We start from the raw sequence: 21883 nt of genomic DNA on the forward strand, positions 1-21883 counted from the left end.
AGGTTCTACAGTTTGTAACAATCATGAATTGTTACAAACTGTAGAACCTTTTATGGATTTTGTAGAAGAAAAATCGTAAATGTTTATTTTGCCTCATTCAAAATGATATAGTAGTAAGGATGGAATCGTATTTAAATGGTCTAATTGAAACCAATTTTAAGGAGCGTATTGTAGATGAATAAAGATATAATCCTTTCTTCTGGGAAGGAGCGAAGTATTTCCACTATGTTTGCAGACCTGAAATCACTTTTTAAATCGTTTGTATTAATTGCGAATGTTGTTCCTGTATTTGTTGGTTTTTGGTTGGCATTGCATTTTACTGGCATTTCATTAATCGATAATCTAAATGTGTTTTTGCTAACGATTGTCGGTAGTACTGTTCTTATGGCAGGGGCACTTGTTCTTAATAACTGGTACGATGTCGATATCGATACAGTGATGGCAAGAACGCAAAAAAGACCTACAGTGACGGGGAATATTTCATTAAATACAGTTTTGATGTTAGGAATTGCCCTTTCGGTATTAGGTATGGTCCTTTTATTTTTCACAACTATTGAGGCAGCCATTTATGCATTCATTGGCTGGTTCACATATGTTATTTTATATACGATGTGGTCCAAGAGAAGGTACACGCTGAATACTGTAATTGGCAGCGTTTCAGGCGCGGTTACTCCTTTAATTGGGTGGGCGGCGATTGCACCGGCTTTTCATATCGTTCCGATTGTGTTGTTCATGATTATATTCATCTGGCAGATGCCTCATACATTCGCAATTGCAATGAAGAAAAATGATGAATACAAAGCAGCTGGTGTTGCGATGTTGCCCGCTGTACTTGGCTTTAACATGACTAAGCGGCAAATTGTCGTCTATGTAGCATGCTTGCTTCCATTGCCATTCTATTTAGCGTCACTTGGTCTGACATTTATGATTGTGGCCACAATGCTAAACATCGGCTTCTTGGTAATTGGATTTATGGGCTTTTCTACAAAGAATGATCTTAAATGGGCTAATATAGTTTTCTTATATTCCGTGAATTACTTGATGATTTTATTTTTGTTAATGATTTTTGTTACGTTGTGATGGGTACGATTCATAACAGTTGGCAGGGTTCTTTTACTGACATAAAAAAAGGCGAAACCGGTAGATCTACTAACCGGCTTTGTCTTTTTTTTAAAACTTTATAGTTGTACTTTTACACGAACAGGAAACTTACCAAAAAAACGCAGAGGCAAGTGCTACTCCAGCAATTGCTCCAAGCGCAATGCCGAAACCGAATCTAGATCCACCATACCTTCTGTATCCATAACCACCATAACCACCGTACCCACCGTACCCTCCAAATCCACCATAGCCAAATCCGTAACCACCTAGATTTCCAGCAGGTCGAATCCAAACCATGTCTCTACTTACTCTGGTGATTTCTCCTACATGCGTCCTGCCATCATGACAAGTAATTCTTACAGTTTTTCCGTAGTAGCGGCAACATTGATGATACAAATTATTTTGAGTCATTTTCATCCTCCTTTCGAACGTATTTGCATACAAGCATGTATTGTTAACATATGATGCAATAGTGAGTTGTACTAGATGAATGTCCGGCTACTAGCATATTCACTTTTGAATTCGGTTCCAAGAAAATGAAGGATAAACTAAGCGTAGGCATCCACGAGCGCCGCAGCGAGTTCAATGGAGTTCTTTATATATAAATAAACCGTTAAAGGATGAAATACTTGCCAGTTATTAATACGCAAATAGTACTTGAAAGATTTTTCACAGCTAGCAAAGAACAAATAGATAAAAATCCATATGCGATACAGTGTGAATATATATGCCAGCCACTGCTCGTTTCATTTCCTAGAATAAGCCCTGAAGAATTGCAATATGAACTGTTCAATCATGGGCTATTTGACCCGTTGGAATGGATGGAAAGCAAACGGGTGGTAGAAAAAATGGAGAAAATGAATGTTTGGCAAATTGTTGAGAAGGAATATCGGCTTTTAAAGGATTTATGGGGCGGACCTGAAGTTTCCATCTATATTTTACCTATAAACACAAATGGTGAAATGGGTGAACATGCACCTGTTAAAAATGGAGTAGCCTATTCGGGGACATTGCTTCTGTTTTTGTCCGATGAATTATCATCAGAAGCTATCAAAACATTATTTGCACATGAGTATAACCATGTTTGCCGTCTAAACTATTTAGGTAAAGCACCCGCTAAAATTCTTCTTATGGATTCTTTGCTAATTGAGGGGCTTGCGGAATTTGCAGTGCAAGATTTATACGGAGAAGAATTTTCATCACCATGGGTAAATCTGTATTCGTATAAAAAGATGATGAAAATATGGAAGCGATATTTTCTTCCTTCGTTAAATTTAGTGGGGACGGATAGCCATCAGCCATTCCTGTATGGCGATACCAAGAAGCGATTGCCTAAATGGATTGGCTACCAAATTGGCTATCAGATTGTCGCAACTTATCAACAGAGGAATGGATTTACAGCGAATAACGAATTATACCGAAAGTCTTCTGAAGAGGTAATTGCAGGTTCTGACTTTGCTTTACCGAAAACATAACGCGGAGCAAACTAAAAAACCTTTTCTCTAAATAATTATCAAGAGAAAAGGTTTTTACTTTTAATTATAAACAACAACGAAAAGCTCGAAAGCCAATGGATTCGTTATTTTTTATCGTAAAACGGTTATGTTCATCCCATATATCAAAGAATTTGCGCCCGATATTTTCTGATTGGTTTATATCAGCGATGTCAGTTTGGATTAGTCCGAATGAAGTATTAAGGACATCGATTTTAGTGAAACCGACGTTCCCCAGTTTGGTTATCCAATCCTTTTCAGTTGGGACTTCTCGTATTCCATATAGGTTATATACCTTTTCCATTAATTCTTGAGACATAGGATGTTCAGCTGTCATTTCAATTAGGATTAATCTACCTGTGCTTTTTAAGACTCTGGATAGTTCATGTAAGGTCTTGGAGATATCAGTAAATGCGATAACCGATTCAGCCAGTATCATGTCAAAGGAATTCGTCGGGAAATCTAATTTTTGTACATCTCCTTCGACCACGATAACTGGTGATTTACTTTTTTGAAACCGTTCCTTCGCTTTTGCTAACATTATTGGATGATTGTCTAATGCTGTGACCTGGCATGCGAACCTCTGTGTTAAATAGTGTGCTGTCTGCCCCGTTCCGCATCCAATATCCAACACGGATTCGGAAGGGTGAATGTGTTCATTTTCCAAAATGGATTTGGTAAGCGCAAAACCTCCGGGATGTGCCCCCCCAATTCCAAGAAGTGCTAAAAGGTTCAGATAGTCATTGGACATATAGTTTTCTCCAACTTTAAAACTGTCATCTTTGTTTCGTAGTTAACACCTTTCTCCATACCCTCCAATGCCATCATTCGTCATATAGGTTGCTCCAACAATGATAAGCAGGATAAATAGTACAACGATTAACGTAAAACCTGATCCATTTCCAACGTTTTCACCTGTTTCACACGACATTTTATCTCCCCCTTTCCTGCCATTATCTATAGACTATGCAACTGGTTACAATCGTGCAGGGCAGAAACGAAAAAAGGTCCTAAACAATGAATTGTTTAGGGCCTTTTTTTAGTGTATGTCTTATGTCTGGCGCCCCTGATCAAATCATTTCTGTTTTAAGTGGGCCATTCTCCTATTGGTTGACCCATTTTAACATTTGTCATAACGGGCAGTGTCGCTTTAAACTGTGTACTATTTTCGATGAAAAGAATGACAGTTGAACCGAAAGAGAAGTGGCCGAACTCAGCGCCCTTTATACAGTCTGGTGATGAGCTATGGATTTGAATACTATTCACATTAAGTGCACCGACTTTAACAATCGCTACCCTTCCATAAGGCGTTGCCAATTCTGAAATCAAACGATGATTTGTTGAAAACAGATCCTCCTTGAACCGTAATCCTAGGTCATTTACCGGATAAGAAATCCCGCCCAGCGCATAACGGGAGATAAGTTTTCCGTTAGCCGGATAATGGAAATGGTGATAATGACTTGGAGAGAGGTACAATAGAAAATAAAAACCTTCTTTATACGGTGCTGCTTTCTTTTCATCCCCAAATAGTTTGCGTATATTATAAGAACGGTTTTTAATGATAAAGGTTTGGTCTTTGCTAATCTTACCAATACCGCTTACAATCCCATCTACCGGCGAAATTAGCGTATTAGAAGATTCATCAATGGATCGACTGTCTTCTTTTAAATTACGTGTAAAAAAGGCTTGTAAACTTTTATAATGCTCAATTGGTTGCGCCATTTCACTTTCATCGATGTGATACATTTTTGAAAAGGGGCGTATAAGTGGTCTGCTCATTCGTGATTGTGTAAATAACTCTAGGAACTTGGAAGAGAGCGGATTACCTGTTAGCTCCACGAATGAATTAAAAAGAATCTTCTTCATATTTTCAAACCTCATTTTTTCATTTATAATTTAAGTATAGACTGTTAGGAGGAGCACTATGTTTTTATTGAGAGAGTTTTATCATACAAAGTTCAGAGCCCAAATCGCGAACGCAATTACTTTGATGAATTTAAGTTTTGGTATTATCGCCATTATACTCGTTATTAAAGGGTTAAGTCATATGAGTTTATTATTTATATTTTTAGCTGCGCTGTTTGACCGTTTCGACGGGATGGCGGCAAGACATTTTCATTCGGAATCCGATTTCGGAAAAGAGCTTGATTCGCTGTGCGATCTAATTTCTTTTGGAATCGCACCCGCTTTACTAATATACCAGATTGCTTTATCGGAGATGCTTTGGGTTGGCATTGCAATTACGATTTTTTATATTTTAGCTGGCGCGGTTCGTCTTGCCCGTTTTAATGTGAAGGAATTTGATGGCGCGTTTAGCGGTGTACCAATTACGGCAGCCGGCGTTATCATGACAATGAGTTATTTCGTCTATCCATATGTGAAAGATGGATTTTTTGTCATCCTGATGCTTGTATTGGCGTTATTGATGGTAAGCACAATCCGAATTGCGAAAGTGTGAAGGGGACATACCGGTTTTCCGAACAATTGCTACTTGTTTGGAGAACCGTTTTTTTTGCGTTTTCAAAACGCTAGCACCCATTTCGCTTTCTTGACTTTGAAAATAAGGTACCCTACACTTATCAAGAGAACAGACAGTTGGAGGACATTATGCCAAATCATCCATTCATCCCAATCATAGTTGGAACGGATATGAACGCCTATAATATGGCTATTTCGTTTCATGAAGAATATGGGATTAAACCCGTTTTAGTCGGAAAAGAACCATTATCATTCACAAGCCTAAGCTCCATTATAAAAAGCATTGAGCTTAACCCTAAATTACCGGAAAAAGAGACATTCGTCAGCTTCTTAAAAAAAGTTGCCGAGAAATATGCAGAACCAAAGAAAAAGATGTTACTTATTGGGACAAATGATTTGTACGTTCGGATGATTATTGAAAATGCGGAGGCATTAAGAGGTCACTTCGTTTTCAATTATTTAGACGAGCCACTTATGAACGATGTGCTTGTTAAGTCGAACTTCTACAAATTGTGTGCGGAACACGGAATCGAAGCACCTGCGACCTATTACTATTCATGTCTTTCGGACAAACCATTTACAGATGAAGTCCTATTTCCAGTAATCGTCAAGCCGAGTAATGGTGTGCAGTATTACTTAAACCCGTTTGACGGAATGCAAAAAGTGTACAAGGTCGATTCCTATGATGAAATCGAGAAAGTCATCCATACAATCAAGGCAAGTGGCTATAAAGAAGAACTAATCATACAAGATTATATTCCTGGAGATGACACCTATATGTGGGATTCCGTCTTTTACATGAACACTCACGGACAAGCCGAGCTGGCCACGTTTGCACAAGTCGTCTTACAAGAGCACACCGTTACAGCTATCGGAAACTACACAGCACTTATCACTCGCTATAATGAAGAGATGATGATGAAGCTGAAAGGATTCCTGGAAGCGCTCGATTATGTGGGCTATGCGAACTTCGACTTGAAATACGACGAACGGGATGGGAAGTTCAAAGTGTTTGAAGTGAACATTCGGCAAGGTAGATCCAGTTACTACATCACAGCATGCGGGCATAATATGGCGAAATACCTTGTTGATGATCTAATCTATGGTCAACAGAAGCCGCTAACGTTGTTGAATGAAAACTACCTATTTACAGTTGTTCCAAAAATCGTTTTGAAGAAGTTCGTGACAGATAGCGGAGTCCAAAAAGATGTAAGGGCATTACTTAAAGCGAAAAAGTACGGCAATCCATTATTCTATAAACAAGATCGTCATTTCAAGCGCAAACTGTACTTGCTTTTACGGCAGATCAACTACTATCGTAAATATAAAAATAATCAGTGGTAATAGAAAATCCCTTATACCTTGTGTATAGGGGGTTTTCTATTACTCTATTTAAGTTTCTGAATAATTGGTATATAGTAAGGGGTAATGAGGGAGGGGTTTGCGTGAAGAAGTACGTGAAAGAGTTTGCTGCTTTTCCGGATATTATGGTTATGCTTATTATTTTCTTGACATGTCTAGCGTTTACAATTTTTCACGTATTGCATGTTGGTACCTGGATTGCTATAGCGATTGGTATGTTGACGTATGCAACGAGTGAATATATCGTACATCGGTTTTTGTTCCACATCAAAACACCGAAAAACCCATTTTTGCTAAAGGTGATTAAACGTCTGCATTATGACCATCATGTTGATCCAAATGATTTGAAATTATTATTTCTACCGCTCTGGTTCAGTATTCCTGGTTTCGTCATTTATTCGCTGATCGTTTTTTCAATTGCAAAAAGTAGTGCACTAGCCATAGCGTTCGCAACTGGGTTGGTTGCTTATTTTCTTTTTTATGAATGGAAGCATTATATTGCACATAAGCCGATTAAGCCGCGTACAAGACTAGGGAAAAATATAAAAAAACATCACCTTTTGCATCATTTTATGAATGAGAATTACTGGTTCGGTGTAACGCATACATCTTTTGATAAGACACTTGGTACGTTTAAAGAAAAAGATGAGGTTGAAAAAAGTGCAACCGCAAGGAACTTGGAAAACCGGGTGTGAATTTTTTAACCTATATAGCACAAACGAAAGTTTATAACCTCAAAAAAAGGCAGTTGCTTTCCGTTCCAGTACTCGCTTTCCGCGGGCGTTGCCTCAGCCAATCGAACAGCGAAGGGTTCGATTTGCCTTAATTTCTGCGTTATTTGCAGAAATTAAGGCATTCTTGCCCCGTGCTCTCAACGCTACGCTTTTGTTCGCAAAACCGTACTGCGTAGCGGCTTTTCCTGCGGGGTCTTCGGCTAACGCTATTCCCGCAGGAGTCTCGCACTTGCACTCCAAGCAACTGCAGCCACTCAAATGGAATGCATACCGAAGCGCCGTAGCAGGTTTGAAGGGCATTTTTTGTTCAACCTATTCAGATGTTTTGAAATGTCCGTTTTGAGGAAAACATAATGTGGACTAACATCAAGGAGGAACAAACATCATGAGAAAAGTAGCAGAGACTAAAATGGACATCAAAAGGGAAGAAATCATACAACGACTAGTTAAAAAAGGAATCTTTAAAATCCATGATAAACAGCTATATGAACTGCCATTACAAGCACTGTTAAAGAAATATACAATGATCTAAGAACTGGAGCCATTGTGGATGGCGAAGGTTCCAGCGCAAAAATAGGAGGCCATACTAGTGGACGAACGATTACAAAGTCTTCAAACCGATTGGCTTGAAGAGGCGACTATACACAGTATGCAAGACAAGATGGAAAACGGGGAATTGACGTCAGAAGCATTGACACTTATGTATCTGGACACCATCTCAAAGCGTAATTCAAACACCAACGCAGTACTGGAAATGAATCCGGGTGCTGTACAAATCGCAAAAGGGCTTGATGCAGAACGATTGGACCAAGGGCCACGTTCCCTTTTGCATGGCATTCCGGTATTGCTGAAAGACAATATGGGCACAAAAGATGGTATGCATACGAGTTGCGGCTCGCTTGCATTGAAGGATTTCTATGCCGAAGAGGATTCATATATCGTCAAGAAACTGCGGGCTGCCGGAGCGGTGATTTTGGGCAAGACTAATATGACGGAATGGGCAAATTTCATGTCCGACCGCATGACAAACGGTTGGAGTTCGCGGGGCGGACAAGTGAATAACCCATATGGTCTATTTGACGTGGGAGGATCGAGTTCGGGGGCAGCAGCAGCTATTGCGGCGAATATGGCGGCAGTTGCAATCGGCACGGAAACAACAGGATCAATACTCAATCCCTCCGCGCAGAATTCAATTGTCGGTATCAAGCCGACAGTCGGTGCAATAAGCCGTACAGGAATCATTCCGCTCTCCTATTCACAGGATACACCGGGACCGATGGCTAGAACTGTAGAAGATGCAGCCATCACCTTCAGTCTACTAATAGGATTCGATGAGGAAGACCCAGTCACCTATGAAGCATCAAAGTTAGATGAAACGAACTGGCGTACAATATTGGACAGCGAAGCACTTCAAGGTGTTCGGATTGGTGTCGCTAGAATGATATTCGAAAGGGAAGCGTCTTCTGAACGAATTAGCCTTTTCGAGAATGCCCTTGAAAGATTGAAAAAGGCGGGCGCAATTATTGTTGATGATATCAATCTCGGTACAATGGAAAACGAACTCGGTTACAATGTACTGCTTTACGAATTTAAGGCGGCACTTAACGCGTACTTGGGGAAAACTTCTGCAAAGAATCCAATTCGTACATTAGCAGATGTCATTCAATTCAATAATGGGCACGCAAAGGAAACGTTGAAGTTCGGTCAAGTAATGCTTGAGAAGGTTGAGCGGACAAGCGGAACATTAACTGAACGCGATTACGTCGAGGCGTTGGTGCGTAACCGACACTTAGCAGGTGATATCGCTCTTGGAAAAGCACTCGATGAGCACAATGTCCAGGCGTTAGTATTCCCGCAAGATCATGGATGTAGTTTCGGAGCCGCGGCTGGCTATCCATCCGTAACCGTCCCAGCAGCTTACTCCGAAGCGGGAGAGCCGTTTGGAATCACATTTTCGGGAAGAGCCTATTCCGAACCTAAACTAATCAGCTATGCCTATGCCTTCGAACAATTCGTTAAAGCAAGGCAAAAGCCTTAAACAGTTTACTCAGAAATGAAGTCCAATGGGCTTTCTTATGCTAAACTTAAGGGAATAGAGTGAAAGTGGGGATGACAATGTCCTTCTTAGAGAAAATGGACGATGTAGTAAAAGCAAAATGGAAGTTCGAGTACGAAATGCCGATTCAAACGAAAATGATACCCGAAATGCTTGCGGGCAAAGATATCGTTGCCGAATCACCAACGGGTTCAGGAAAAACGCTTGCATATGTACTACCCATTTTACAAATGGTCGATGGGGCAAAAAAGCAAACACAGGCACTTATCATAACGCCATCGCAGGAACTGTCCATGCAAATTGTTAACGTTATCCGGGAATGGGTGGAAGGAACAGATATCACCGTCACCCAACTAATCGGTGGAGCCAATATGCAACGTCAGATTGAAAAGTTGAAAAAGAAGCCTACGATTGTAGTTGGAACTCCTGGCCGTCTTGCGGAACTTATTAAAGTTAAAAAGCTTAAAATGTATGATATCAAGCAAATTATTCTTGATGAGGGTGATCAGTTATTAGCACGTGAACACCGGGTCGCTGTAAAAAATATGATAGAAGCATCGAATCCGGAACGCCAAGTGACTGTTGTCTCAGCGACAATCACAGAAGACATTGAAATGGTTGCCAATAAGTTTATGAATGATCCTGAACGCATTCAAGTAACGGCAACAGAAATGCCGAAATCGGGTAAAGTCGTCCATTCTTTTGTGAAAACAGAAGTGCGCGATAAAACGGATGTATTGCGTGGTCTCTCTCATATGAAAGGGATTCGGGCCCTGGCATTTATTAATAATGTTAACCAACTTCGGATGAAAGAAATGAAATTGAAATATAGTGAAGCACCCATTGTTGTTCTTCACGCAGACTTGCAGAAATTTGAACGTCAGCAAACGCTTGAAAGCTTTCGTAAAGGTGACTCACGTATTTTGATAGCCACTGATTTGGCTGCACGAGGTTTGGATATCGAAGGATTGACGCATGTTATTCACGTCGATGTTCCACATACGGTTGAGCAATACCTACACCGTTCGGGGCGGACGGGCCGCGCAGGTGAAGATGGAGAAGTTCTAACTTTGCTGTCATATACAGAAGAACGAGATTACCGCAAGCTCACAAAAGGGATAAAAACGGTCCAGAAAACATGGCATAATGGACAATTGGTAGAAGGTAATTCGAAAACAGTAGGTCAGAAGAAAAAGTAAAGACAAAAGGGCTGCCTATGAATCCGTTTACGGATAACATGGACAGCCCTTTTTCATGTGTCTATTAAATTTCTGTCAAAATAATTGGCTCGCCTTTAGTGACGATGATTGTATGTTCAATTTGAGCGACAAGAGATTTGTCTGGTGTGATGAACGTCCAACCGTCTCCTGATTCAATGATATGTTCTGCTTTTTCAGAGATGAATGGCTCAACAGCAAGTACCATTCCTTCTTTAAGAAGTGTTTTATCCCACGCGTCGTAGTAGTTAAGGACATGTTGTGGCTCTTCGTGCAAGGCTTTACCGATACCGTGGCCAGTCAAGTTTTTAATCACCTTCAAGCCGTTACTTTTGGCTTCGCGTTCGACTGCTTTCCCAATCTGATTCAAGCTGGAGCCTGCCTTGACTTTCAACATCGCACGATCGAACGCGCTTTTAGCGACATCACAAAGTTTTTGTTTTCTTTCATCAGGTGCGCCAACTACAAAGGATATACCGGTATCAGCGAAATAGCCGTTACATGATCCTGATACATCGATATTAACAAGATCACCTTCTTTTATTACCCTTGATCCCGGCATGCCGTGAGCCACTTCGCTATTAACACTTATGCATGTAAAGCCCGGGAAATCATATTCTGCAATCGGACCGGATACTGCTCCGTTCTCTTCAAAGAGTTTGCCGCCGATGTCATCGATTTCTTTTGTTGTCTTTCCAGGAACGGTCGCTTCTTTCATTGCTTCTCTAATTTCGGCAACAATCCGACCAATTTTTTTTAATGCATTAATTTCCTCTTCGGTTTTTGCAATCATGATTTACAAGTCCTTTCTTCCGTACAGTCTTTTCCATCTACACTATATCATAATTAGAGGCACAAAAAAGCCTGCAAACTCTGAGAAAGGTCTACAGACTTGTTCTATCACCTCTTGGGACTCTTTGTTGGTGTACTTTTTTTGTCAGCCAACACTTTCCGTGCGATTGGATAGATAATAGGTGCTAATTTAATGGCTGTTTTAACTAATTTGCCTAATCCCATAAACATTCTCTCCTATGTGATTCATTTCTTACTTTTTTCCCTAAAATCTTCGTCTGTAAACATTTATTTGATAACTTTAACACCTTGCACAACATTCCAAATCAGGACTACGACCAACAGTAACGCATAAATAAGCATGAATATAATTGGTGCATAAGTCCAAAAGCTGAAACCTGAAGTCATCATACCCGATAACCTATTTTCAAAAGAAAACATTGAGAAAGAAAAAATGATAAATCCTGCAATTAAGAGAATGGTAGGGACGAGATGAGAAATCAGGGCACGTTTTGCATGATCCTTCACTTCACGGTCTTGCGTTAGGAAATATACGATGACCGGAAGCAATAATGGGGAGAAAAAGACACTGAAATAGCAAACAGCAGCCAGTAGTTTATTGTTTGTCACAAGCATCCAACTCCTTAGTTCTTTTGCCGAAGAGAAAAAAAGTACTTATAATCATCTTGCTTAAATGAAGCCCGTCTTATACAATAAAATAGATAACAGAATTATTGAACCACAAGGGGGGCCTTTTTTGGCTGAGAATGGATGGATTATCCTAACCCTTCGAACCTGTAAGATTATTCTTGCGTAGGGATGTGGATGGAAACTGGCATACTAGATGTCCCGTTCTATCCGGGAGATCTTTTTTTTTGTCCACAAACCTCTGACAGCGAGTAGGAGGAGGAATTATTATGAATCGAAAACGGCTTCAGATTTTACTTGAAATCGCAATCTTAGGTGCAATTTCGTTTGTACTTGATCAGATTGGATTTAAAATGCCACAAGGCGGCTCCGTTACACTTTCTATGCTGCCTATCATCGTCATGGCATTCAGATGGGGAATAGCTGGTGGAATGTTGACAGGACTCGTCAGTGGATTATTGCAACTTCTAATGGGCGGATCCGTCTTTCATCCTGTTCAAGCTGCGCTTGACTATTTCGTTGCATACGCACTTGTTGGATTGGCGGCTGTTACACTTGCATGGCTTTTAAAAAGCAAGGCTAAAGGGGAAAAAAAGTTAATGGTCACCGCAATCGTTATTGGCACAATTTTCGGTGGACTCCTCCGTTACGTGATTCATTTTATCGGTGGAATGGTGTTTTTTGGTCAATACGCGGGAGATCAGCCTGTTTGGTTGTATTCACTTCTCTACAACGGTGCATATATGATACCGTCAATCATTTTATCGGCAATTGTTGCTGTTTTATTGTTAACAACCGCACCGCGTTTACTTAAACACGCGTGAAAAATCACCGTTCTCTCAATGGGGGAACGGTGATTTTTTCACTTGATGATTTAATGTGGTTTTTTTAGTACAAACAAACTGACGCCAATTACAGCCGTCAGGAATAAGGCGGCGGAAGAAACGAATAATTCATCCACGCCATTTTTCACTGCAATACCTATAAACGCCCACATGAAAACAACATTCAATGCACGGTCTTTATAATGGTACAAGAAATGCAACGCGATGGCAGTTGCGACTGATAAAGAAATGACGGTCCATAAAGGATTACTCAATCCCCAACCATTCCACTCATGAAATGTTAAGACATAATTGCCATTTGCAATCGTCGCAACAAAAATCCATCCAAGGTAAATAGAGATAGGTAGTCGCTCGAATTGTCGACTTTCCTGTTTTGGATAAGTGGAATAAAGAGCAAACAATGTTAGAAGAAGTACGAACATCACGACGATTGTCCAATTAAAAAATGTGTAATGCCAAAGTAAAATCCAGCTGATATTCAGTAGACAGCTGAAAACGAATAGCGCCGCCCTCCAGTTATTTAAATAGAGGTCAGTACTTTCGCCGCGTCTACTGTGTACATAGATCCAAACGGCCAGGAGCATAAAGATGACCGCCCAAATGATGAATACATAGCTTGCAGGTGTAAAGAGTACCGGTAGCCGGTTGGCGATTTCCCCTGTCGTTTTACCATTGAAGGGAATTATATTTGCTGCTACATTGACAGCAACTACCGCAATGAGCGAAAAGGTCATTATAAGTATTCTAAGCATATTTAAATCCTCCTATGGAATAGTATACAGAGGAAAGGCGCAGTCTGCGAAAGAAAGTATGAAGTTTTCGTAACAAAGTGACTGTGTTACCCGGCAAATGCGTGTCAGAAATGAAATAGTTCGCAATACGAAGATTCATGGTATAATAACAATGTATTTTTAGAAAATTTGGAACTGTCGAGGGGGAAATTAAATTGTCGAAAAAAATGTACTCAGAAGTATGGGATCTTGATGTATTTTTTAAAGGCGGAAGTGAATCGATTGAACTTCGCACACATCTGGATGAAGTGAAAAAGAAAATAGATGCATTGGAAAAGACATCCACATCATTTGAAGTACCTACAGCTAGAGATGCTTCAAAAGAAATAGCGGACCTTATTGAGCAAATTAAAGATTCGACCCTTAATATGTCCCAAGCAGGAGCGGTCATCGGTTGTTTCCTAGCGGCAGATACGACTGACAAAAAAGCCCTTATTCTACAAGGGGAAGTAGGCTCTCTTCGGGCACGTTTTTCTACGGTTATGCTAAAAGTTCAACAGACACTAGCAAAAGTAGAAGAGAATACGTGGCATGACTTAATGGAATCGTCTGAGCTAAAAGAACTTTCATTCGTATTAAACGAATGGCGTGAAGAAGTAGAATTGAAGCTATCCGAGGAAGAGGAAAGCTTAATCACGTCACTCAGTGTGGACGGCTATCATGGGTGGGGTAGCCTGTACGATTTGCTCGTCGGATCCATTAAAATTAGACTAGTAGTAGACGGAAAGGAGAAAGAACTTTCTGTCGGACAGGCAAATAACTTAAGCTCTCATGCAAGTGCTGATGTCCGCAAAATGTCATTTGAAGCATTAGAAGAGGTTTGGGAAGAAAAAGAAGATTTCTTCGCTACTGCATTAAATCGAATAGCTGGGTTCAGACTGGCGGTATACGAGAAGAGGGGCTGGGATTCTGTCTTAAAAGAACCACTTCTTCGTAACCGGATGAGCGAGGATACACTCGATGCAATGTGGGGAGCAATTGGTGCAAATAAAGGACCTTTTGTGGAGTATCTAACTGTTAAAGCAAAAATGCTTGGAACGGAAAAGATGAACTGGTATGACATGGATGCGCCAGTTACTGCATCAACGAAAAAGATGGAGTATCAGGAAGGTGCCGAATTCATCTTGAAACAGTTTGGTGAATTCGGACCTGAACTTGAAGCTTTTTCACGCAAGGCGTTTGAAGATAGCTGGATTGAGGCAGAAGACCGTCCCAATAAGCGTCCGGGCGGCTTCTGTACAGGTATGCCAATGTCAGAACAGTCCAGGATATTCATGACTTATAGTGGCTCGATGTCGAATGTAGCGACACTTGCACACGAACTTGGGCATGCGTTCCACTCATATGCACTTCGACCGGTGCACTGGATGAATCGTCAATACGCAATGGGTGTTGCAGAAACTGCGTCAACATTTGCGGAAATGATTGTGGCTGATGCAGCTGTAAAAGCTGCTGAAACGGCCGATGAGAAGTTAGCGTTACTTGAAGATAAAATTCAAAGAAGTGTAGCATTCTTCATGAACATACACGCAAGGTTTCTTTTTGAAACAAGGTTTTATGAAGAACGCAAGAATGGTATTGTGCCTGCAACAAGGTTGAATGAGTTAATGTCTGAAGCACAACAAGAGGCATATGGTGACGCACTTGATACGACTCATCCCCACTTTTGGGCTTCAAAACTGCATTTTTATATTACAGGTGTGCAGTTCTATAACTTCCCGTACACGTTTGGCTACTTGTTCTCGCTAAGCATCTATGCGAAGGCGCTTGAAGAAGGGCAAGGATTTGAAGAGAAATATATGGCGCTTTTACGCGATACAGCTGTGATGAGTGTCGAGGATCTTGCTATGAAGCATCTTGGTGAAGATATAACGAAACAGGAATTCTGGGCAAAAGGCGTGGCACTTTGTGTGAAAGACGTTGAAGAATTCCTAGAACTAACTTCGGTAAAAGGGTGATCTACTATTGATTTTGCTTGAAGGGCAATCCTGTTATTTACGTATATTGACTGAAGATGATGCTTCGGTTTTTACGGATTTACTGTCTGACAATAAAGAGTATTGGTCTGTTTTTGAACCACGGCATGAAGCAAGATATTTCACAGTCTCTGTTCAGAAAGAGAAAATTAGGGAATCACTTTATCAGATGAGAGATCGAAGAGAATATAACTTTGGAATCTTCGATGCGTATACTAGTAGTCTTATCGGTCATGTCTCTTTGTACAGCATAAAGAGACTACCCTTTTCAAGCGGTTTTGTCGGCTATTCAATAGACGAGAATGAGACTGGACGAGGAATTGGGACAGAAGCAGTTCAACTTGTCACGAAATTCGCGTTTGAAAAAGTTGCGTTGCATCGGCTTGAAGCATTTGTTTCCCCCCGAAATGGCGGGTCCGTAAAGCTATTGGAAAAAGTAGGTTTCAAACAAGAAGGACTGTTGAAAAAGCTTCTTTACATCAATGGCGTTTGGGAAGATCACTATATGTATGCGGTGGTTGAAGATGATTTTTGAAAGGGTAAGGCCGCCTGGCGGAGAATACTAATAAAGTTAAAAAACCGATTCCTGTAAGAAGGAATCGGTTTTTGTCTATTTCCCGGGAAATACGTCGATATTATTGCTCCTCGGTATTAGCATAACCATCTACAATAATGTCAAGTAAACCAGTGTCGGGGTGCACAACTAGACCATGTACTGGGACTGCATTATCCATTAGTGGATGATTTCGAACCGCGTCGACACTCATCCTGACACTTTCTGTTACATCTTCAAATCCGTGTAGCCAATCTTTCATATCAACACCAGAATACTTTAATGTCGAGAATAGGCTTTTATCAATGCCACGATTGACCATGCTTTCGATAATATGGTCAGTGTTAGTAGAGCTCATTCCGCAATCATGATGACCAATAATATAGACTTCATCTGCTTTAAGTTCGTACACAGCCAGAATAATGCTACGCATAATACTGCCGAAAGGATGTGTGACAAGACCTCCGGCATTTTTGATTATTTTAGCATCGCCATTTTTCAAATCCATTGCTTTGTGTAATAGTTCAGTGAGTCGTGTGTCCATGCAAGTTAAAACAACAATCCGCTTATCAGGGAATTTAGTTGTCGCATATTGCTCATATCCTTTTTCATTAACAAATGATTTGTTGAAGTTTATTATCTCTGAAAGTATTGTCATAAAATTACCCCAATCCTTGTAGTTTAGTTAATTGTATCGAAAAATGATTAAAAAGAAAAGAGTAGCCATTCGGCTACTCTTAATAATTTGTATCTGGTTTTGGATCAATTATTTCTGCATCTGAAGAAATGAAAGCTGTTTGGAGGTAATGCATTATGAAAAGTGATGACATTCCAAGGCACACCATGAAACCGATAACTGTTGTGAACATCAAGCCCATGCGTAAGCCCCCCTCTCTACAATGATAATGGTATTGGTTAACTAAACTCATTATACAACAAAAACCTTATTATATTAAGAGGTTTATAAAATGTTTTTAGTAATTGTGACGGTATTTAGAAAGCCCAATTCCCATTACGGAATACGGGTTCAGAAGTTCCGTCTGAAAGAATCCCGTCAACATCCATTTTGTCTGAGCCAACCATGAAGTCTACATGCGTGATGCTTTGGTTTAATCCGTGTTTTTCAAGCTCTTCACGAGACATCGTTTTACCGCCTTCTACACAGAATGCATAGGCACTTCCGATTGCAAGGTGGTTAGATGCATTTTCATCAAATAATGTATTATAGAACAGTAGTCCCGATTGAGAAATTGCTGATGCATGGGGTACAAGTGCCACTTCGCCAAGATATTTTGCCCCTTCATCTGTCTCTATCAGCCGTTTTAGAACTTCTTCTCCCTGTTCTGCAGAAACATCCACAATTCGTCCTTCTTTAAATGTGATCTTGAAGTTATCAATGAGATTACCGCCGTAACTTAATGGTTTTGTGCTAGATACATAACCATTAACGCCAGTTTTGAGGGGGACGGTGAATACTTCCTCAGTCGGCATATTCGCCATGAATGTGTCTCCTTTTTCATTGACGCTACCAGCACCGCACCATAAATGACCTTCTGGTAATTCGATTGATAAGTCGGTGCCGGGTGCTGTGTATTGTAGTTTAAGGAAACGTTTCTCGTTTAGATAATCTACTTTTTCGTGTAAATTGTTATCATGATCTATCCAGGATTGGACCGAGTTTTCTTGATCTGCACGCACAGCTTTGAAAATTGCGTTCCATAATGCAGAAAGCTGTTCATCTTCAGATAGCCCAGGAAATACTTTAGCAGCCCAAGCAACAGATGGTACGGCAATAACAGTCCAGCTGATTTTGTCAGATTGAACATATTGGCGATATTTATCGAGTGCTTGTCCAGCTGCTTTTTGAGAGTCACTGATGCGTTGTGGATCAATACCGTTCAACAAATCAGGACTTTGGGAAACGATGCTCATGAAAGCGGCACCTTTTTCCGCGAGTTGCTCTCGTTCAATTCTCTTCCAATCAGGATATTCAGCAAATGACTCAGCGGGAGCTTTTTCAAATCGAATACGGGAAATTGCATCATCGCCCCAATCGACGAACACTTGACGGGCACCGGCCTCATAGGCTTTTTCCGTAACAAGACGAACGAATTCAGTTGTATCCGTTGATGCACTGATGTAAAGGTATTGATTTGGTTGGATATTGACCCCGACTTGTACTGCAAGATCTGCATAACGGGATAATTGGTTTTCGAATGACGACATGAATGATTGCCCCTTTCTCTTACTCTTACACTTCCATAGTACCAATTTTGTACACTTATCCGCAACATGTGAACATCTTGATAATTTGTAGTTATCTAATAACCACTTCTCAATTTTATAAGTGTTACTATGTAAAGAAAATGAAAAAGATGCCGAAATAAGAAGAAGAAAGTAATACTTGGAGGGTCAACATATGGATTTATCTACAGTTATCGGGCTTATACTTGGATTCGTCGCTCTAATCGTTGGTATGATAATGAAAGGGGCGCCGTTGGAAAATCTTTTTAACATGGCAGCCTTTCTCATCATCATTGTCGGAACGATGGCGGCAGTCATCATTGCATTCCCTATGAATGAATTGAAGCGTGTGCCGAAGCTATTTGGCATAATCTTTAAAGAACAAAAACTTGCATCGGACTCAGATATAATCCGTATGTTTTCGGGGTGGGCAGACGTTGCACGTCGTGAAGGGCTGTTATCTTTGGAGGCGAAAACCGATGAAATCCAGGATTCGTTTTTAAAGAACGGCCTTGGCCTTGCTATAGATGGACAAAATGCTGATTATATTCGTGATGTTCTAACCGAAGAAGTGGATGCGATGGAAAATAGGCATTCGGCTGGGGCGTTAATCTTTTCCCAAGCAGGAACATATGCACCAACACTTGGCGTTCTTGGCGCCGTGGTCGGTCTTATTGCGGCACTTGGTAATCTAAATGACGTTGAAGCATTAGGTCATGCGATTTCTGCCGCCTTTATAGCAACGTTACTTGGAATATTTACCGGGTATGTACTATGGCATCCGTTTGCGAACAAGTTGAAGCGAAAATCGAGCGAAGAAGTTAGACAAAAGATGATGATGATTGAAGGAATTCTTTCAGTTCTTGAGGGAGAAGCGCCAAGGGTCATCGAACAAAAACTTTCATCTTACCTGTCTGCGGAAGAACGTCGTAAGCTAGCTAAACCTACTTCTGCGGATGAGGAGGCGAGTCCGGTTGTCGAAGAGACGTAAGAAAAAAAAAGCGGATCATCACATGGATGAATCCTGGCTACTACCTTACTCGGACCTCATGACTTTGCTTCTGGCATTATTTATCGTATTGTTTGCATCAAGTTCAGTTGATGAAGCGAAGTTTAGTCAAATTTCGGCTGCTTTTAATGAAATTTTCGATGGCGGCAGGGGAGTTATGAATAATACTGCTCCAACGCATGTACCAGTTCCAAAGGATGAGTCAGAGGCGGAAGAGGAAAGCTCTTCCTATTTGGAAGATCAAAAGTCACTTAGTAAAATTCAAGATAGAGTAGATGAGTATATTGCGGTAAATGAATTGGAAAACCAATTTGAAACAAAAATGACTGACGAAGGGCTGCTTGTCACAATAAGGGACAGTATCCTATTTAGCCCGGGAAAAGCAGAAATCAGGCCAGAGTATGAGGGTATTGCGAATGAGATTTCTGATTTACTCGTTTTTGATCCACCACGACATATTGTAGTAACGGGACATACAGATAATGTGCCGATGAACAGTGCTGAGTATGCATCGAACTGGGAGCTTAGCGTTAGTAGGGCTGTGAACTTCTTGAAAATTATCGTGAAGAATGGGGAGATCAACCCCCTATTGTTCAGCGCAAAAGGATACGGAGAATTCCATCCCATCGCCCCGAATGATACTGTGGAAGGTCGCAGTAAAAACCGTAGAGTGGAAGTACTCATTCAACCACTTGTGTTGAAAGACGGTACTCCACTAGAGTGATGTGAACCCAAAAAAAGATTCACCGGTATGCTTATACCAGTGAATCTTTTTATTTGTGTAGAGAGTATCAAAGCTTATTAGCTACGCATGGATCCCAATTCAGCTGCGATTGCCTGCATTTCATTCGGCGTGATTGTTTCACGTTTCATGACCATTTTATACATATAATGTAGATCCTCATACTTAGATGTACTGAAGTTTTCTGCCTTCATAGCATCCACGTTTACCATGCGGAGTTTTTCTTTGATTTGCTCAATCATATAGGTCACATTTTCTGGTGTCGGTTTTGTTAGGTCCATTAGTAGTATCCGCCTTTCATTCGCATCCACTTCATCATTTCATTATTCACCGACAGTGTCAAATTGAATGGATAATTAAGCTCTTTTTGCAGCTTCTTTCTCTTCTTTTTCTTCTTTAACTTTTGCTTGGAAACGTTTTGTTTCATATATAATGACGCCTGACAATCCAAGAAGACCAATTAGGTTTGGTATAGCCATTAGTCCGTTCATAACATCGGCGAATGACCAAATGACGTCAAGTGTTACAGTTGCACCTACGAAGATGAATAAAACAAATGCAATACGGTAAATGAACACAAGTTTCGGATTTGGTACTAAGTATTGGAAACACTTCTCGCCATAGTAGCTCCAACCGAGAATCGTAGAAGTCGCAAAGAAGATTAAACCGATTGCAACAACATAGGGTCCAAAATCACCAAGGAAAGTACCAAATGCCTGGGCAGTTAAATCACCCGCTGATATAGATGCATCTTTCCACTTACCAGACATAACGATTGTGACACCTGTAATTGAACAGATGACAAGCGTATCAAAAAATACTTGCGTCATAGAAATGAGCGCTTGTCGACCTGGCATATCTGTTTTTGCTGCTGCAGCAGCAATCGGCGCAGAGCCCAGACCAGCTTCGTTAGAGAACAAGCCCCGAGCAACACCGAAGCGAATAACTGTTCCGATTGCACCACCTGCGACAGCTTGCCCGCTAAATGCATCTGTGAATATAAGAGCAAACGCTTCAGGTACGATATCAAAGTTCATAATAACGACAGTAAGACCTGCGATGAAATAAAATAAAGCCATGATAGGAACGAAAAATGCCGTAACCCTACCGATTGATTTAATACCACCGAGGATAACAAGTGCTCCAAAAATGACTAAGGCAATTCCTGTAATCCAGTGTGGAACGTTGAATGTTGAATTTACAACGTCTGCCACTGCCTTGGATTGTGTTCCATTTCCGATACCGAATGCTGCAAGGGCACCGAAAAGGGCAAATAAAACACCAAGCCATTTTTGCTTCAAACCGTGCTCAAGATAATACATCGGGCCTCCAGCCATTTGACCGTTGGCATCTTTTACTCGGTATTTTACAGCGAGGATTGCTTCTCCATATTTTGTTGCCATTCCGAAGAATCCAGCAAGCCACATCCAGAAGATTGCCCCTGGTCCGCCAGTTGCAACGGCGGTCGCGACACCGACGATATTGCCTACCCCGACTGTTGCGGCCATGGCGGTCATCAGCGCTTGGAATTGTGAAATATCGCCCTCAGCTTTTTTATCGTGTTGTTTTGAAAAGACTTGTTTTAAGGAATATGGTAATAAACGTACCTGGATAAATGTTAGTCTAAATGTCAAGAAAATTCCGGTTCCTACGAGTAGAATCAAAAGGGGAGGACCCCATATAATTCCGCCGATTTTGTCTAATACTTCTTGAACAGCTCCCATTTTATTACCCCCCTGTTTAGTTTGATTCTATTACTTTTAATCCGATTACCGTATTGATTGTTTCACCGCCTCTCAGTTATTTGAATCTATTAACCTATAGTTAATAATCCGAAAATTC

General features: G+C 40.7%; 26 protein-coding genes and 1 riboswitch. Of the genes, 13 read left to right on the forward strand and 13 right to left on the reverse strand.

Annotated features, from left to right (window positions below; translation table 11 throughout):
- The first annotated feature begins 174 nt into the window (after positions 1-174).
- Positions 175-1080, forward strand: a complete 906-nt coding sequence (cyoE, locus tag FILTAD_RS04145) for a heme o synthase (protein ID WP_124069253.1) — start codon at positions 175-177, stop codon at positions 1078-1080.
- A 129-nt stretch (positions 1081-1209) separates the two neighbouring features.
- Here cyoE and FILTAD_RS04150 read toward each other — a convergent pair whose 3' ends face one another.
- Positions 1210-1512 carry a hypothetical protein gene (locus tag FILTAD_RS04150; protein ID WP_124069254.1) on the reverse strand — a complete coding sequence of 101 codons (303 nt, stop codon included), beginning with the start codon at positions 1510-1512 and terminating at the stop codon, positions 1210-1212.
- A gap of 218 nt (positions 1513-1730) precedes the next feature.
- Here FILTAD_RS04150 and FILTAD_RS04155 point away from each other — a divergent pair, with 218 nt between their 5' ends.
- Positions 1731-2576, forward strand: coding sequence for a DUF2268 domain-containing putative Zn-dependent protease (locus FILTAD_RS04155; RefSeq protein WP_238988137.1), 846 nt, complete (start codon positions 1731-1733; stop codon positions 2574-2576).
- Positions 2577-2640: 64 nt separating this feature from the next.
- On the opposite strand, the gene FILTAD_RS04160 is transcribed toward FILTAD_RS04155, so the two are convergent.
- The 3 genes from FILTAD_RS04160 to asd all read right to left on the reverse strand — a co-directional run bounded on the left by FILTAD_RS04160 (position 2641) and on the right by asd (position 4460).
- Positions 2641-3345 carry a class I SAM-dependent methyltransferase gene (locus FILTAD_RS04160; protein WP_124069256.1) on the reverse strand — a complete coding sequence of 235 codons (705 nt, stop codon included), beginning with the start codon at positions 3343-3345 and terminating at the stop codon, positions 2641-2643.
- A 42-nt stretch (positions 3346-3387) separates the two neighbouring features.
- Positions 3388-3525, reverse strand: coding sequence for a YjcZ family sporulation protein (locus tag FILTAD_RS04165; RefSeq protein ID WP_124069257.1), 138 nt, complete (start codon positions 3523-3525; stop codon positions 3388-3390).
- A gap of 155 nt (positions 3526-3680) precedes the next feature.
- Positions 3681-4460: an archaetidylserine decarboxylase gene (gene asd, locus FILTAD_RS04170; RefSeq protein ID WP_160117558.1), complete on the reverse strand. Its 780-nt coding sequence runs from the start codon at positions 4458-4460 to the stop codon at positions 3681-3683.
- 58 nt (positions 4461-4518) lie between these two features.
- Here asd and pssA point away from each other — a divergent pair, with 58 nt between their 5' ends.
- The 6 genes from pssA to FILTAD_RS04200 all read left to right on the forward strand — a co-directional run bounded on the left by pssA (position 4519) and on the right by FILTAD_RS04200 (position 10423).
- Positions 4519-5052, forward strand: coding sequence for a CDP-diacylglycerol--serine O-phosphatidyltransferase (pssA, locus tag FILTAD_RS04175; protein ID WP_124069259.1), 534 nt, complete (start codon positions 4519-4521; stop codon positions 5050-5052).
- A 149-nt stretch (positions 5053-5201) separates the two neighbouring features.
- Positions 5202-6416: a carboxylate--amine ligase gene (locus tag FILTAD_RS04180; RefSeq protein ID WP_124069260.1), complete on the forward strand. Its 1215-nt coding sequence runs from the start codon at positions 5202-5204 to the stop codon at positions 6414-6416.
- 143 nt (positions 6417-6559) lie between these two features.
- The gene (locus tag FILTAD_RS04185) at positions 6560-7129 is read left to right on the forward strand and encodes a sterol desaturase family protein (RefSeq protein ID WP_124069297.1); all 570 of its coding nucleotides are present in this window, start codon (positions 6560-6562) and stop codon (positions 7127-7129) included.
- 424 nt (positions 7130-7553) lie between these two features.
- Positions 7554-7700 carry a Fur-regulated basic protein FbpA gene (locus FILTAD_RS04190; RefSeq protein ID WP_124069261.1) on the forward strand — a complete coding sequence of 49 codons (147 nt, stop codon included), beginning with the start codon at positions 7554-7556 and terminating at the stop codon, positions 7698-7700.
- Positions 7701-7757: 57 nt separating this feature from the next.
- The gene (locus FILTAD_RS04195) at positions 7758-9206 is read left to right on the forward strand and encodes an amidase family protein (protein ID WP_238988138.1); all 1449 of its coding nucleotides are present in this window, start codon (positions 7758-7760) and stop codon (positions 9204-9206) included.
- Between the two features lie 77 nt (positions 9207-9283).
- Positions 9284-10423: a DEAD/DEAH box helicase gene (locus FILTAD_RS04200; RefSeq protein WP_124069299.1), complete on the forward strand. Its 1140-nt coding sequence runs from the start codon at positions 9284-9286 to the stop codon at positions 10421-10423.
- Between the two features lie 64 nt (positions 10424-10487).
- On the opposite strand, the gene map is transcribed toward FILTAD_RS04200, so the two are convergent.
- From map to FILTAD_RS04210, 3 genes are all read right to left on the reverse strand, one after another.
- A complete protein-coding gene (gene map, locus FILTAD_RS04205; RefSeq protein WP_124069262.1) occupies positions 10488-11234 on the reverse strand; it encodes a type I methionyl aminopeptidase in 747 nt (248 codons plus the stop codon).
- 107 nt (positions 11235-11341) lie between these two features.
- Positions 11342-11458, reverse strand: coding sequence for a hypothetical protein (locus tag FILTAD_RS16035; RefSeq protein ID WP_238988139.1), 117 nt, complete (start codon positions 11456-11458; stop codon positions 11342-11344).
- 63 nt (positions 11459-11521) lie between these two features.
- Positions 11522-11863, reverse strand: coding sequence for a magnetosome magnetite crystal formation protein family (locus tag FILTAD_RS04210; protein WP_124069263.1), 342 nt, complete (start codon positions 11861-11863; stop codon positions 11522-11524).
- Between the two features lie 104 nt (positions 11864-11967).
- Positions 11968-12070: riboswitch (TPP riboswitch) on the forward strand.
- Positions 12071-12150: 80 nt separating this feature from the next.
- Between FILTAD_RS04210 and thiT the strand changes: the two genes are divergently transcribed.
- Complete coding sequence (thiT, locus tag FILTAD_RS04215; protein ID WP_124069264.1) at positions 12151-12705, forward strand: energy-coupled thiamine transporter ThiT; 555 nt, start codon at positions 12151-12153, stop codon at positions 12703-12705.
- A gap of 50 nt (positions 12706-12755) precedes the next feature.
- On the opposite strand, the gene FILTAD_RS04220 is transcribed toward thiT, so the two are convergent.
- Positions 12756-13478 carry a tryptophan-rich sensory protein gene (locus tag FILTAD_RS04220; protein ID WP_124069265.1) on the reverse strand — a complete coding sequence of 241 codons (723 nt, stop codon included), beginning with the start codon at positions 13476-13478 and terminating at the stop codon, positions 12756-12758.
- A gap of 194 nt (positions 13479-13672) precedes the next feature.
- Between FILTAD_RS04220 and FILTAD_RS04225 the strand changes: the two genes are divergently transcribed.
- On the forward strand, positions 13673-15475 hold the full coding sequence (locus FILTAD_RS04225; RefSeq protein ID WP_124069266.1) for a M3 family oligoendopeptidase: 1803 nt from the start codon (positions 13673-13675) through the stop codon (positions 15473-15475).
- Between the two features lie 7 nt (positions 15476-15482).
- Positions 15483-16028 carry a GNAT family N-acetyltransferase gene (locus tag FILTAD_RS04230; RefSeq protein WP_124069267.1) on the forward strand — a complete coding sequence of 182 codons (546 nt, stop codon included), beginning with the start codon at positions 15483-15485 and terminating at the stop codon, positions 16026-16028.
- Between the two features lie 100 nt (positions 16029-16128).
- Here FILTAD_RS04230 and FILTAD_RS04235 read toward each other — a convergent pair whose 3' ends face one another.
- The 3 genes from FILTAD_RS04235 to FILTAD_RS04240 form a co-directional block, all read right to left on the reverse strand.
- The gene (locus tag FILTAD_RS04235; RefSeq protein WP_124069268.1) at positions 16129-16704 is read right to left on the reverse strand and encodes a beta-class carbonic anhydrase; all 576 of its coding nucleotides are present in this window, start codon (positions 16702-16704) and stop codon (positions 16129-16131) included.
- Between the two features lie 79 nt (positions 16705-16783).
- Positions 16784-16924, reverse strand: a complete 141-nt coding sequence (locus FILTAD_RS15935) for a hypothetical protein (protein ID WP_203229646.1) — start codon at positions 16922-16924, stop codon at positions 16784-16786.
- Between the two features lie 115 nt (positions 16925-17039).
- On the reverse strand, positions 17040-18272 hold the full coding sequence (locus FILTAD_RS04240) for an aminopeptidase (RefSeq protein ID WP_124069269.1): 1233 nt from the start codon (positions 18270-18272) through the stop codon (positions 17040-17042).
- A 193-nt stretch (positions 18273-18465) separates the two neighbouring features.
- On the opposite strand from FILTAD_RS04240, the gene motA reads away from it, so the two are divergent.
- Both motA and motB read left to right on the forward strand, forming a co-directional pair.
- A complete protein-coding gene (gene motA, locus FILTAD_RS04245) occupies positions 18466-19281 on the forward strand; it encodes a flagellar motor stator protein MotA (protein ID WP_124069270.1) in 816 nt (271 codons plus the stop codon).
- Entirely contained in the window at positions 19265-20023 is a 759-nt protein-coding gene (motB, locus tag FILTAD_RS04250; RefSeq protein ID WP_203229647.1) for a flagellar motor protein MotB, read from the forward strand. Before motA ends, motB begins: the two co-directional genes overlap by 17 nt.
- Positions 20024-20100: 77 nt before the next feature.
- Here the strand turns inward: motB and FILTAD_RS04255 are convergent, their stop codons facing one another.
- Complete coding sequence (locus FILTAD_RS04255; protein WP_124069272.1) at positions 20101-20322, reverse strand: DUF1128 domain-containing protein; 222 nt, start codon at positions 20320-20322, stop codon at positions 20101-20103.
- 75 nt (positions 20323-20397) lie between these two features.
- A complete protein-coding gene (locus FILTAD_RS04260) occupies positions 20398-21765 on the reverse strand; it encodes an alanine/glycine:cation symporter family protein (protein ID WP_124069273.1) in 1368 nt (455 codons plus the stop codon).
- Positions 21766-21883: the final 118 nt, after the last annotated feature.

It is taken from the genome of Filibacter tadaridae (genome assembly GCF_900609045.1).
Lineage (GTDB): Bacteria > Bacillota > Bacilli > Bacillales_A > Planococcaceae > Sporosarcina > Sporosarcina tadaridae.